Source organism: Prauserella rugosa (genome assembly GCF_000719975.1).
Taxonomy (GTDB): Bacteria; Actinomycetota; Actinomycetes; order Mycobacteriales; family Pseudonocardiaceae; genus Prauserella; species Prauserella rugosa.
Map to the genome: position 1 here is coordinate 317,203 of NZ_JOIJ01000005.1, position 13,128 is coordinate 330,330.

Annotated in this window: 11 protein-coding genes; 7 read left to right on the plus strand and 4 right to left on the minus strand. The window is 70.8% G+C overall.

The window, feature by feature from the left end:
* Window positions 1-65 precede the first annotated feature (65 nt).
* Window positions 66-1,058 carry a 4-hydroxy-3-methylbut-2-enyl diphosphate reductase gene (locus tag IF64_RS0110050; RefSeq protein ID WP_030531779.1) on the plus strand — a complete coding sequence of 331 codons (993 nt, stop codon included), beginning with the start codon at window positions 66-68 and terminating at the stop codon, window positions 1,056-1,058.
* Window positions 1,059-1,149: 91 nt separating this feature from the next.
* Here IF64_RS0110050 and IF64_RS0110055 read toward each other — a convergent pair whose 3' ends face one another.
* Window positions 1,150-2,268, minus strand: coding sequence for an FUSC family protein (locus IF64_RS0110055; RefSeq protein ID WP_030531780.1), 1,119 nt, complete (start codon window positions 2,266-2,268; stop codon window positions 1,150-1,152).
* Between the two features lie 135 nt (window positions 2,269-2,403).
* A complete protein-coding gene (gene rmuC, locus IF64_RS0110060; protein WP_030531781.1) occupies window positions 2,404-3,321 on the minus strand; it encodes a DNA recombination protein RmuC in 918 nt (305 codons plus the stop codon).
* A 165-nt stretch (window positions 3,322-3,486) separates the two neighbouring features.
* On the opposite strand from rmuC, the gene IF64_RS0110065 reads away from it, so the two are divergent.
* The 3 genes from IF64_RS0110065 to IF64_RS0110075 all read left to right on the plus strand — a co-directional run bounded on the left by IF64_RS0110065 (window position 3,487) and on the right by IF64_RS0110075 (window position 8,359).
* Window positions 3,487-4,656: an exonuclease SbcCD subunit D gene (locus IF64_RS0110065; protein WP_030531782.1), complete on the plus strand. Its 1,170-nt coding sequence runs from the start codon at window positions 3,487-3,489 to the stop codon at window positions 4,654-4,656.
* Window positions 4,653-7,658 (plus strand): AAA family ATPase, encoded by a 3,006-nt coding sequence (locus IF64_RS0110070; RefSeq protein ID WP_030531783.1) that lies wholly within the window; start codon window positions 4,653-4,655, stop codon window positions 7,656-7,658. The genes IF64_RS0110065 and IF64_RS0110070 overlap by 4 nt, the downstream gene beginning before the upstream one ends.
* Window positions 7,659-7,720: 62 nt before the next feature.
* Window positions 7,721-8,359 carry a hypothetical protein gene (locus IF64_RS0110075; protein WP_036876115.1) on the plus strand — a complete coding sequence of 213 codons (639 nt, stop codon included), beginning with the start codon at window positions 7,721-7,723 and terminating at the stop codon, window positions 8,357-8,359.
* A gap of 12 nt (window positions 8,360-8,371) precedes the next feature.
* On the opposite strand, the gene IF64_RS0110080 is transcribed toward IF64_RS0110075, so the two are convergent.
* Window positions 8,372-8,875, minus strand: coding sequence for a methylated-DNA--[protein]-cysteine S-methyltransferase (locus tag IF64_RS0110080; RefSeq protein WP_030531785.1), 504 nt, complete (start codon window positions 8,873-8,875; stop codon window positions 8,372-8,374).
* Window positions 8,872-10,416, minus strand: coding sequence for a DNA-3-methyladenine glycosylase 2 family protein (locus tag IF64_RS0110085; protein WP_051757653.1), 1,545 nt, complete (start codon window positions 10,414-10,416; stop codon window positions 8,872-8,874). The genes IF64_RS0110080 and IF64_RS0110085 overlap by 4 nt, the downstream gene beginning before the upstream one ends.
* A 114-nt stretch (window positions 10,417-10,530) precedes the next feature.
* On the opposite strand from IF64_RS0110085, the gene ychF reads away from it, so the two are divergent.
* The 3 genes from ychF to IF64_RS0110100 all read left to right on the plus strand — a co-directional run bounded on the left by ychF (window position 10,531) and on the right by IF64_RS0110100 (window position 12,808).
* The gene (gene ychF, locus IF64_RS0110090; RefSeq protein ID WP_030531787.1) at window positions 10,531-11,613 is read left to right on the plus strand and encodes a redox-regulated ATPase YchF; all 1,083 of its coding nucleotides are present in this window, start codon (window positions 10,531-10,533) and stop codon (window positions 11,611-11,613) included.
* Between the two features lie 242 nt (window positions 11,614-11,855).
* A complete protein-coding gene (locus IF64_RS0110095) occupies window positions 11,856-12,173 on the plus strand; it encodes a hypothetical protein (protein ID WP_051757655.1) in 318 nt (105 codons plus the stop codon).
* Window positions 12,173-12,808: a DUF3558 domain-containing protein gene (locus IF64_RS0110100; RefSeq protein WP_030531789.1), complete on the plus strand. Its 636-nt coding sequence runs from the start codon at window positions 12,173-12,175 to the stop codon at window positions 12,806-12,808. The genes IF64_RS0110095 and IF64_RS0110100 overlap by 1 nt, the downstream gene beginning before the upstream one ends.
* The last annotated feature ends 320 nt before the right edge of the window (window positions 12,809-13,128 follow it).

Genomic DNA, 13,128 nt, shown 5'->3' on the forward strand with positions numbered 1-13,128 from the left:
TCGCTCGTCCCAGCACGGCCGCGCACGGTGTCGACGGCACGCCGACGGTCCGTACCCTGAACGGTATGAGTGCAGCCAGCCCCAGCGGTGACCAGAACGGCAAGCGTGTGCTGCTCGCGAAGCCGCGCGGGTACTGCGCCGGTGTCGACCGTGCGGTGATCACGGTCGAGAAGGCGCTCGAGATGTACGGCCCGCCCGTGTACGTGCGGAAGGAGATCGTCCACAACCGCCATGTCGTGGACACCCTGCGCGAACGGGGCGTGATCTTCGTCGACGAGACCACCGAGGTGCCGGAGGGCGCGCTCGTCGTGTTCTCGGCCCACGGAGTCTCGCCCGCGGTGCACGAGGAGGCCGAGAAGCGGAACCTGCGCACCATCGACGCCACGTGCCCGCTGGTGACGAAGGTGCACAAGGAGGTCAACCGGTTCGCCAGGGACGACTACGACATCATGCTCATCGGCCACCACGGCCACGAGGAGGTCGAGGGCACGTCCGGCGAGGCGCCCGAGCACGTGCAGCTCGTCGACACCCCGGAGGACGTCGCCCAGGTGCAGGTGCGCGACCCGTCCAAGGTCGTGTGGCTGTCGCAGACGACCCTCAGCGTCGACGAGACCATGCAGCGGGTCGACCAGCTCCGGGAACGGTTCCCCGAGATCGCCGACCCGCCGAGTGACGACATCTGCTACGCCACGTCGAACCGCCAGGTCGCGGTCAAGGCGATGGCGGCCGAGTGCGACCTCGTCCTGGTCGTCGGCTCGCGGAACTCCTCCAACTCGCAGCGGCTCGTCGAGGTCGCGTTGCAGGCGGGTGCCAGCGACGCGCACCTGATCGACTACGCCAGCGAGGTCGATCCCACCTGGCTGGACGGCGTGGAGACCGTGGGCGTGACCAGCGGTGCGTCCGTCCCGGACGTGCTCGTCATGGAGCTGCTGGACTACCTGGCCGGCCGCGGCTGGGAGGACGTGCAGGAAGTGACGACCGCCAACGAGAAGATCTCGTTCGCACTGCCCAGGGAGCTGCGCACCGGGCGTGAGGACAAGCGCAGCAGCGTGCGCTGACCTCCGGCGCCTTCTCGCGCCGAACGCGCCCGCCGCGAACAGCAACGAGCCCGCCCGCCCCACGACGGGGCAGGCGGGCTCGTGTCGCCTGTCAGGCTTCGTCGTCCCAGGGACGCCGGGGCGGCTGGCCGCGCCGCGGCGGACGTTCGCCGGGCGGCGGCTGCTCCCCGCGAGGCCGCTGCGGGCGTTGCGGACGCTGCGGCCGGGCAGGGCGTTTGGGGCCGGGGATCGAGTCGGGCCACTCCTCGACGCGCCGCTTGCGCTCGGCGGCATCCGGTGGCGTTCGCGGCCTGCGGCCCTCCCGCGGCGGCGCCTCGCGTCCGGGCGGAGGAGCGTCGGCAGGACGTGGCCTGCGTGGCGGGGGACCGTCCTCGGGGCCACGGGGGCGCCGCGCCGGTGGTTCGCCCGCGGGACGCTTCCTGCGGGTCGGCTCACCCCGTCCGGCGGGGCCCTCGGGCTGGTCCTCCGGAGGACGTGGCCTGCGGGGACGGTCCGCCGGAGCGTCCTTGCCGCCGCGTTCGTCGGGGGTGAGCGCTCCCGCTGCCGCGGCACCAGCGACACCTGCCGCGCCCGCCGCGGCCGCACCCTTCACGGCCTTGTCGCGGCTCCCGGAGTCCGACGTGGACCTGCCCTTGCCGGACCTGGCCTTGTCTGCTGTGGCCTTGTCGGACTTGCCCTTGGCAGATCCCTTGTCTCCCTTGTCACTGCCCTTGGTGCCGCGCTTGTCGTTCTTGCTCGGAAGGTCGGGGTCGCGCTCGCGATAGATGCGATACACCCCGAGCGCCACCGTCAACGCGGTCGCGATGGCCATCACGGGGAAGCTGTTGATCAGCGGCGTGCTCACGGCGAAGACGTTCGCCAGCGTGTCGTTGCTCTCCGGCAGGGACGACACGGTCAGCACGATCACCGGCACCGTCACGGCCATGACCAGCGGTGGCTGGACCATCGGGCCGAACAGGTTGCGCCGCTGCACCGTCGCGACGGCTGCCAGGCAGCCGACCAGGTAGATCAGCTGGAACGGCAGGCCGAGCCCGTCGGTCAGCAACGTGGCCAGCACGGCGCCGACGACAGCCGTGCCCAGGGCGAGCAGAACGGCTCCCCACCAAGGCAGACCGCGCCGGGCGCCGATGACCGGACGCTCTTCCCAGGTGATGGGCGCGTCCTCGTTCGCGGCGTCAGGATCGCTTCGGCGATCTCGTGTGGCGGTCACAGCGCAACACCGTAGCTTGTGGATGCGGTAAAGCTGTTACGGATCCTCAACCTTGTCCGCATCGAGGACCGAGCGGGTGAGATCTCCCACATGCAGCGCTTCGGTGTGAAAGCGGTATGAACCAGAGTCCTCGGTTCAGCCCGTGGCCGTCTCGTCGCTGTTGCGGATCGCCGGAACGGGAGCGGGGCTCGCTGCCGTCTCGGTGAGTGGGGACACGGCCGTGCGGAAGTTCTCGAGCGCCTCGAGTTCTCGTTTCCGGGCGGACAGGAACCGCTGCAGATGCGTGCTGGACAGGTTCACGGCATCGACGGCGCCCGTCGCGGCCCGGTGGGCCGACGCCGCGGAGGCGCGGACCTGTTCCACGTCGTCGAGCAGCGTCCGCTCGGTCGCCGCGAACATCGCGGCCGAGGCCACCACGGCGAATCCGGTGGGGCCGCAGAGGAACACGCGTCGGTCGAGCATCCAGCGCAACAGTTCCGGATCGGTGTCGAGCGCCGCGACGACCGCGGCGTCGGACGGCACGAACATCACCGTGCCGTAGATCGCGTCCGCCCACCGCTGGTAGCCCTTGCCGGCCAGCTCGGTCGCCCGGGAACGCAGGTTGCGCACATGCACGCGCAGGGCGTCGATGCGTTCGTCGGGGTCGTCGGTCTCGACCGCCTCGGCCCAGATCGCCAGGCTCGCCTTCGCGTCGACGGGAACGGTGCGGTCGCCGCCGACCCGCAGCACCATGTCCGGCTTGGCCGCACCGCCTCCCGCGAGGTCGGTCTGGAGCGTGTAGTGCAGGCCCTCCCGTAGTCCGAGCGCTCGTGCGGTCTCGACCAGCACGTGCTCGCCCAGTTCGCCCCTGCCGCTGATCGAGGCGAACGCCACCTCGTACCGGCGCAGCGCCGCCTGCTGCCGGTCCAGCTTCGCCCGTTCGGCATCGACCTGCCTGGCCGCGGCGTCGGCCCTGCGCATGCCGTCCTGGTACAGCCGCCACAGCACGGCGACCGCACCTGCCAGCAGCAGTGCGGTGATCGTGGCAACCGCGGCGAACACCGTCGAAGCCAAGGCGCATGCTCCCGTCTCGTTCTCGTGCTTGCGGGCGTCGTGCGGAAAAGGATGGCGCACACCCCTGACAGAAACCGTCCGAGCACGATATGCGAACGCACGTTCGAGTGACACGCCGGGTGGGCGTGCGGGGTTCTGTCGGCCACGGGTCCTAGCGTTGATCGCGTGCGCATGCTCCATACCTCCGACTGGCACGTGGGACGGACGTTCCACGGCGCGGACCTGCTCGCCGAGCAGGGGGCGATCCTGGGCCACCTCGCGGACCTCGTGACCGCGGAGGCGGTCGACGTCGTGCTCGTGTCCGGTGACATCTACGACCGGGCCGTGCCGTCGGCCGAAGCGGTGCGGGTCGCGACGAAGGGGCTGCGGCGGATCAGGGACGCGGGCGCGCGGTTGGTGCTGACCTCGGGCAACCACGATTCCGCGGCACGGCTCGGCGCGTTCGCCGAGTTCGCGGCCGCAGGCGGACTCCACCTGCGCACGACCGTCTCCGGTATCGCCGACCCGGTGCTGCTGCCCGAGGAGGCCTCCGAACCTGCCGTGGCCGTGTACGGCATTCCTTATCTGGAGCCGGAAACCGCGCGGCACGCACTGGGCATCGAGGGACGCGGGCACACCGCGGTGCTGACCGAGGCGATGCGCCGCGTCCGCGAGGACCTGGCGACGCGGCCGAGTGGGACGCGATCGATCGTGCTCGCCCACGCGTTCGTCACCGGGGGCATGGGGTGCGATTCGGAACGCACCATCGCCGTCGGCGGGGTCGAGCAGGTGCCCGGTTCGGTGTTCGAGGGGATCGACTACGTCGCGCTCGGCCATCTGCACGGTGCTCAGGTGCTCGACGAGCGGCTGCGGTACTCGGGAAGCCCGCTGGCGTACTCGTTCTCCGAGATGTCACAACGCAAATCGGTGTTTCTGTTCGATGTGGACGAAAGTGGCGTCAGCGGGATCGAGCGGAGGTATCTGCCGGTCCCGCGGCGACTCGCGACGCTGCGCGGCACACTCGAGGAGCTGCTCACCTCGGCCGAGCACGACGACGTGACCGACTGTTTCGTGTCGGCGACGCTGATCGACCGCGTGCGTCCCGTCGACGCGATGCGCAGGCTCCGTGAGCGGTTCCCGTACGCCGTGCACCTCGACTGGGAACCGGAGGGGCGGAAGGAACCCGTGCTGAGGTACGCCGAGGCAGTTCGCGGCCGATCCGATGTGGACATCGCGAGGGGCTTTCTCGACGACTGCCGCGGCGCCCCGCCCAGCGAACGGGAGGACGCGTGGCTCGTGGCCGCGCTCGAGGCTGCGGGCAAACACGATCCGGGTCAGGACGGTGAGCCGGCATGAGGTTGCACAGACTGGAGGTCTCGGCGTTCGGCCCGTACGCGGCCCGCGAGGTCGTCGACTTCGACGCGCTCGGTGCCGACGGGCTCTTCCTGCTCCACGGCGATACGGGAGCGGGCAAGACGACACTGCTCGACGCCGTCGCGTTCGCGCTCTTCGGCGAGGTTCCCGGGGCGCGCGCGGAGGTGAAGCGGTTCCGCTGCGACGTGGCCGACCAGGCGACGCCGACCGAGGTGGTCCTCGAGCTGACCGTGCAGGGGCACCGGTTCCGGATCGCGCGCAGTCCCGAGTACGAACGGCCGAAGCGGCGCGGCGAGGGCACCACGAAACAGCCGGCGAAGGCGTCGTTGAAGTGGGTCGACGAGCCGCCGGGCGGGCACTCGGCGGACGGCGTGACCCGTATCGACGAGGTTGCGCGGGTCGTCACCGACCTGCTCGGCATGACGGCGCAGCAGTTCTTCCAGCTCGTGTTGTTGCCGCAGGGCGAGTTCGCGCGCTTCCTGCGTGCCAGGAACGAGGACAGGGAGGAGCTGCTGGGCAAGCTGTTCGGCACCGAACGGTTCGGTGCGGTCGAACAGTGGTTCGTGGAACGCAAGCGCAGCAGGCGCCGTGAGCTGGACGAGCGCAGGCAGTCGGTGCGGGAGTGGCTCGCGCGGATCGGTCAGGTCGCGCGCGAGGACCCGCCCGAGGACGACGACACGGGGCCCGGAGCGTGGGTCGACTGGGTCGACGAGGTCCGCAAGCGCGCGGCCGAAGCGGTCGTGGAGGCGAGGGCTGCGGCCGACGCGTCGGCGAGGGCCCGCGAGGACGCGGCCGCGGTGCTCGACCGGCGCAGGGTCGTGGCCGAGCGGGTGCGCAGGGTCCGAGCGGCGCACGAGAGCCTGGCCGGTCTCGAGAAGGAGGCCGACCTGCGCGGCGAATGGCGCGCCGAGCTGGCAGCCGCGCGCCGGGCGGCATCGGTCGTCGAACTGGCCGCCGAGGTCGACCGGCAACGCACCCGGGTCGAGCGCGCCGAGGACACGGACGCCGCCGCTCAGCGGGCGCTGGCCACGCTCGGCGTGACCGACGCCGAACTCCCCGAGGTCACGTCGTTGCGGGCACGTGCGGGTGAGGTCCGCGAGGAAGCGGGCGCGCTGGCCGGGCTCGTCGACGAGGCGCAGCAGCAGGAACGCGATCGGGCCCGGCTGCAGGACCTCGTCGAGACGGCGACCAGGGCCACGGCGCAGGCCGCCGCGTTGGGTGAGCAGCTGGAGGGCCTGCCCGACCGGACCCGCAGGCTTCGCGCCGAACTCGACGCGGCGAGCGAGGCATCGGTACGTCTCGACACCGTGCGGGCCCGCGAGTCCGATCTCGCGGAGCTGCTCGCGGAAGCCGAACGGCTGCCAGGGCTCGAACAGGAGGCGGCCAGGACGCGGGAGGCCGAGCAGGCCGCCGTCGACGCCCACCAGAGTGCCCGCGAGACCGTGCTGGACCTGCGGGCGCGGCGGCTCGCGGGCATGGCCGCGGAGCTGGCCGGCGAACTCACCGACGGCGCGCCCTGCGCGGTCTGCGGGTCCACGACGCATCCCGATCCGGCGACGGCGGGTCATCCGGTCGGCGAGGCGGAGGAACAGGCCGCCACGGACGCGGAACACCAGGCCGAACAGCGCAGGCACGCCGCGGCCGCCGCGCGCCACGAGGCTGAGGCGTCGCTGGCCGCGGTGCGGGAACGGCTGGGTGAGCACACCGCCGAGTCGCTGCGTTCCGAACTCACCGGTGTCCGTGAGGAACTGGTCGCGGCCTCGGAGTCGGCCGCGCGCAAGGAGGAACTGGAGGCCGCGGTCCGTGCCGCGGAGTCCGAGCACGAGGACCTGACGGCACGCCGCACCGAGGCCGAGAAGCGTGCCACCGCGGCGGAGGAACAGCGTCGCGCGCTCGCTGAGCAGGTCGAGCAGCGCACCGCACGTCTCGAGGAGGCCGCGGCAGGCTTCGCCGACGTCGGCGCGCGGCGGGGGCACCTGACCGAACTGGCCTCCGCCCTCGAGGCGCTCGCCGACGCGCGCAGCGAACTGCACGCCGCTCGCGTCCGCCTGCAGGAGCAGGAGGAGGCCGCGGTCGCCGCGGCCCGCAAGGCGGAGTTCGCCGACGTCGACGAGGCCCGCGCGGCCGCGCGCTCCGGGGAGCGGATCGCCGAACTGGAACGGCTCCTCGCCGAAGCGGAACAGGCCGAGGCCGCCGCGCGGGCGGTGCTGGCCGAACCGGAACTGGCCGACGTCCGTCCGGACGACGTGGTCGACGTCGAATCCGCACGCCAGGCTGCCGAGGAGGCGCGCGCCGCGGCGGAACGCGACGCGGCGACGCTCCAGGCGTGCACCCAGCGGGCAGGGGATCTCGACGCGCTGGGCGAGCAGCTCGGCCAGGCCCTGCGCGAGCTGGCTCCCGTGGAGGAGGAGTACGCGGAGCTGGAGGCGCTCGCCGACGTCGTCAACGGCCGCGGGCAGAACACCCGCCGCATGTCGCTGCGGTCCTACGTGCTGGCCGCGCGGTTGGAGGAGGTGGCACTCGCCGCGACCGCGAGGTTGCGGTCGATGAGCCACGGTCGCTACTCGTTCGTGCACTCCGACGACCCGGGCAGGCGCAACACGCGCGGTGGACTGGGGCTCGACGTGCTGGACGACTACTCCGGACTCGTGCGGTCGGCGAAGACGTTGTCCGGAGGGGAGTCCTTCCTCGCGTCGTTGTCGCTCGCGCTCGGGCTGGCTGACGTCGTGGCGGCCGAGACCGGCGGTGCGCTGCTCGACACGCTGTTCGTCGACGAGGGTTTCGGCACGCTCGACGGCGAGACCCTCGACGTGGTCATGGACGTGCTGGACGACCTGCGTGCGGGTGGGCGTGTCGTCGGCCTGGTGTCGCATGTGGAGGAACTGCGTCAGCGCATCCCCACCCGGCTCCGGGTGCGCAAGGGCAGGGGCGGCTCGACGCTGCTGCTCGAAGGTGGCCTCGACGGCGACATCGGCGTGGCCTGACTCGCGCCTGCGAGGCGATACTTCACTGGAGTATCAGGTCCGAGCGCGTAGGTTCCCCGGCAATGAATTCTGACGGCACCGAACAGACGAACGCGACCGTGGCCACCGACCCCGAGGACGCCCAGGGCACCGGCCAGGACGGCGAGCAGATTCGGGAGGGCAATTCGGAGCACGGCGGTGACCGGGACGTCGCCCCGGAGGGCACGCCGCAGGAGCCGGACTCGGAGTGGCTGCTTCAGCCCGCCGCGACGGTTCCGCCGACGGCGGCTGCGGGATCCGGCAAGGGTTCCGGCTCGGGCGTGCTCGGCGGCATCGCCGTGGTGAGCACCGGACTCGGACTGAGCTCGCTCATCGGCAACCCGCTGAGCGAGATGCTGCGCGCCCGCCAGGAGATCATGGGCCAGATCGAGGCCGGTATGGGTGGCGCAGGCAGTGACCAGATCGAGTCGTTCTACGGCGCGCCGTGGCACACCACCGCGTTGGTCAACGGGGTCATCGCCCTCGTCGCGGCCGTGATCGGGGCCGTCGTGCTCCTCGTCCACACGCGACGTTCCGACGCACGTCCCTGGGTCACGGCACTGGCCGTGGGCGGGCTGGTGCTCGGCCTGATCGGGCTGGTGCTCGCGGGCGGCATGTATCTCGACCTGTTCGCCTCGCAGCCCGAGCTGCCCGCCGCGCCTCCGATGGCCCCCGGCGGCTGATCGGCCGGACGCTCACCCGTCGCTCTCGTGGTCGAGCAGCCAGCGTTTGACGTCGACGCCCCAACGGAAGCCGCCCATCGCGCCGCTGATCCGCAGCACGCGGTGACACGGCACGAACAGGGCGCAGGCGTTGCGTGCGCAGGCCGACGCGGCCGCGCGGACCGCGTCGGGCCTGCCCGCGAGCGCGGCCAACTCGGTGTAGGTGACCGGCTTGCCCGCGGGCACGCTGCGCAGCACGTCCCAGGCGTGGGCGAGGAACTCGCCGGCGCGCTGACGCACCGGGATCGGATCGACGGCGTCGAACTCGCCCGCGTGGTATCGGCGGACCGCGGTGGTGACCTCGCCGAGATCGCGCGTCCGGCGGAGCTGCCCTGCGCGCAGCGAGGGGGACACGATGCTGTGCAGGCTGTCCACATCGGAGGTCCAGCCGGAGGCGAGGACCGCGCCGTCTGCGGCCACGATCGCCGTGAACGGTCCGATTCGGGTGTCCAGAGTGGACCAGTGGGCGGTGGTCATCGGGCTCGCTCCTCCTGGATGACGGTGTCGGTTGCAATGGCCGGAGTTGCAGTGGCCGCAGTTGCGTCGGCGGCTCGCCACAGGTGCATTCCTGCGTAGGAACGCCACGGACGCCAGGCCGCCGCACGGTCGGCGAGGGTGGTGACGTCGATTCCGGCTGCCGCGGCGCCGCGGCGCAGCACGAGGTCACCCTCGAGCAGCACGTCGGGGTGGCCGAGCGCGCGCATGAGCACGTAGTCCGCGGTCCACGGGCCGATTCCGGGCTGGGCGAGCAGGTCGGCGCGCAGTCGTGCGGGGTCCCGCCCGGCGTGGACGTCGAGGTCGCCGGAGGCGAGTGCACCCGCGACGGTGCGGATCGCCTCGACCCTGCGCCGTGGTCCGCGCAGCGCGTCTCCCTCGTGGCCGGCAATCACTTCTGCGGTGGGAAACAATCGGGACGGGCCGTCGCCGGGCAGCGGCTCGCCGAGCCGGGCCACGAGCCGTCCCGCGGCGGTGCGTGCGGCCGCGACGGACACCTGCTGGCCGAGCATGGCGCGGATCAGCAGCTCCGGGCCGTCGACCGCGCCGGGCACGCGCAGTCCCGGTGCCGCCTCGACCAGCGGAGCGAGTGCCGGGTCGCGGGCCAGCGCCGTGTTGACGGCGAGCGGGTCGGCGTCGAGGTCGAGCAGTCTGCGCACGCGGGCCACGGCGCCGGACAGGTCGCGCACGTCGGTGAGCCACACGCGGCAGTGGACGTGGGTGTCGTGGGGCGAGAGCGTCACGCGGCCGGGTCCGTGGGGCAGGCGCAGCGTGCGGCTGTAGGTCGTCGGGGTGAGCTGTTCGACGCCGTCGACGGCACGGGCGGCGAGGAACGCCAGCAGGCCCTCGCCGTCGAACGGGGGCCGCAGCGGAAGACGCAGCGTGAGCGTCGTGCCGACCTCATCGGCCCCGTTGGGCTCCGGTTCGCCGCGTCGGGGTGTGGCTCGGGCGCGCAGGTCGGACGGTGTCATGGCGAAGACCTCACGGATGGTGTCGTTGAACTGGCGCACGCTCGCGAATCCGGCGGCGAAGGCGACGTCGGTGAGCGGCATGGTGGACCGTTCGATCAGCAGTCGCGCCGCGTGGGCCCGGTGGGCGCGGGCGAGGGCGAGCGGTCCGGCACCGAGTTCGGCGCTGAGCACTCGCCCGAGCTGCCGTTCCGAGTAACCGAGCCTGCGGGCCAGCCCGGGCACGCCCTCGCGTTCGACGGTGCCGTCGGCGATGAGCCGCATGGCCCTGGCGGCGAGGTCGGCGCGGACGTTCCACTCGGGCGAGCCGGGAACGGCGTCGGGCAGACAGCGGCGGCAGGCGCGGAAGCCGCGGGACTGGGCGGCCGCGGCGGTGGGGAAGAACTCGACGTTTCCGCGCTTCGGCGTGATAGCGGGGCACGACGGACGGCAGTAGATGCCCGTGGTGCGCACGCCCGTGATGAACTGGCCGTCGAACCGGGCGTCGCGGGACGTGACGGCCGCGTAGCAGCGGTCGCCGTCGCGCCAGATCGCGGTGATGCCGGTGTCGGTCATGACGTCGATCCTGCCACCAGGTCACAGGAGTGACTCGCGGAAATCGGACGCGGCGACGCGGGCTCGTCCCCGGCATGCCGAGCCGCTGTGGGGCGGCACGTACACTCACGAGTCGTGAGTTTGACCCTCGGCATCGTCGGCCTGCCCAACGTCGGCAAGTCCACCCTGTTCAACGCCCTGACCCGCAACGACGTGCTCGCGGCGAACTACCCGTTCGCGACGATCGAGCCCAACGTCGGTGTCGTGCCGCTGCCGGACGCGCGGCTCGACAAGCTGGCGGAGATGTTCGGCTCGGCGAAGACGGTGCCCGCGACGGTGTCGTTCGTCGACATCGCAGGCATCGTCAAGGGCGCGTCGGAGGGTGCGGGACTCGGCAACAAGTTCCTGGCCAACATCCGTGAGGCCAACGCGATCTGCCAGGTCATCCGCGTGTTCGACGACCCGGACGTGACGCACGTCGACGGCACGATCGACCCGACGTCCGACATCGAGACGATCAACACCGAGCTCATTCTCGCCGACCTGCAGACGCTCGAGAAGGCGCTGACACGGATGGAGAAGGAGGCGCGCACCAAGAAGGAGGCGCGCCCAGCCTTCGAGAACGCGAAGAAGGCCAAGGAGATCCTCGACTCCGGGCGGACGTTGTTCGCGGCGCAGAAGGAGGTCGACTTCGAGCTGCTGCGCGAGCTGAGCCTGCTGACGACGAAGCCGTTCCTGTACGTGTTCAACGCCGACGAGGGCGTTCTCACCGACGAGGCGAAGCGTGCTGAGCTGGCCGAGACGGTCGCGCCCGCCGACGCGGTGTTTCTCGACGCGAAGGTCGAGGCCGAACTCCTCGAACTCGACGACGAGGAGGCGGTGGCCGAGCTGCTGGAGTCGGTCGGCCAGGACGAGCCGGGGCTGAACGCGCTCGCCCGCGCCGGATTCCACACCCTGGGTCTGCAGACGTACCTCACGGCGGGCCCGAAGGAAGCGCGCGCGTGGACGATCCCGCAGGGCGCGACGGCGCCGCAGGCGGCGGGCGTCATCCACACGGACTTCGAGCGTGGCTTCATCAAGGCCGAGGTCGTGTCCTACGACGACCTCATGGCTGCCGGCTCCATGGCCGATGCCCGCGCGGCAGGCAAGGTCCGCATGGAGGGCAAGGAGTACGTCATGCACGACGGCGATGTGGTCGAGTTCCGGTTCAACGTGTGAGCTGAATCGGTCAGCTATCTACCCGAAACCTGTCCTGGCCGTGTCAGCAGGCCGTTACGCTAGGCTTCCGTTGGCCTACCACGTGATGGGGAGCACTGGGGCATGACAGACAACGCGGGTGACACTGCAGCCACGGGTGCCAACCCCTGGGACAAGTCACGTTCGCGGTCAAGGGCGACAAGGGCACTGCGACAGCGGACGGCTGGGTCAACGAGGCAGCCGGACCCGTCGGGGGCTTCCTCATGGACCTGGAGACCGCCGAAGGCCTGGTGGCTAAGGCGGACTGGATCGTCGATCAGCTTGAAGAGCAGGCGACGATTGCCCGAGAGCTGACCTCCACGCAACCACCGGCTGAAGACCCTGGAAGCGTGCACTTCAACAACGTTGCGGTCCGGATGTTTGAACTGGGAGCGGACAACGTGAAGGCGCAGTGGGAGCACGCCCGGGCGATTGCCGAGAAGCTTCGGAAGGCCCTGAACGTCTACAAGGAGTCCGACGAGCAAGCGGGTACGGACGTGAAGAACGCCGGCGGCGGCGACGGAGGGGGGCTGTACAACTGATGAAGCGGGTACTTGTAACCCTGGCGGTTGGATCGCTGGCGGTACTGGCCACGGCCTGTTCAACCGAGGACGGCCAGGCAGAGCCCCAAGGCTCCCCTACTGCTGAGGCTTCATCTGCGCCCGCTAGCAGTGGTGCACCCTCTGAGCTTCCGCACAGCGGTGCACCTGCGGTCCACAACCCGTTGCCTGAGTCGGTCGTATCCGGCGACCCGTGCCAAGCGCTAACGCCAGAGCAGGTCAAGACAGCTCTAGGTGACGGAGTGTCGCAAGGTCAGCGCAGTGACGTAGAGGAACTGGGCGCCCGCTGTCGGTGGAGTCATAGCTCCAATCAGTCGGCCATCACTGTTGGGTTCCAAACGGAAACCGGGCAGGGACTCAGTGCCGTCTATGCCAACACTCAGCCCCGTATGCCGGTCTTCAACGAGATTGACCCAATCGAGGGCTACCCCGCCGTGGAGTTCAAGGAGAGCGACACGGACCCGATGTGCACCACCATGGTGGGCATTGCGGATGAGTACGCGATCTCCGTCAGTGGCACGCTCGGCGCGGATGCCGAGCAAGAGGGCAAGGACTCCTGTAAACCGGGTCAGCAGGTCGCTAGCTGGGTGGTTGCCAACCTGAAAGCTCAGTCCTAGGTGTACCCGGCCATCACGTTGGTTGCAGGCGGCTGGTTGGGGGTTGGTCTGCGAGTGAGGTGTGGGGGCGAAACGTCTACAAGGAGTCCGACGAGCAAGCCGGTGCGGATGTGAAGAACGCCGGGGGCGGCGACGGAGGGGGCTGTTCAACTGATGAAGCGTGTACTCACGGTGTTGGCGGTCGGTTCGCTGGCGGTACTGGCCACGGCCTGTTCTGCCGAGGGGGCTGCTGAAGGGGTGTGTGACATCTGAGTTCGCTTGCCGAGAGGTGGGCGTGGAAGGATGTTGTTGTGCCCAAGCCGTATCCCCGTGAGTTCCGT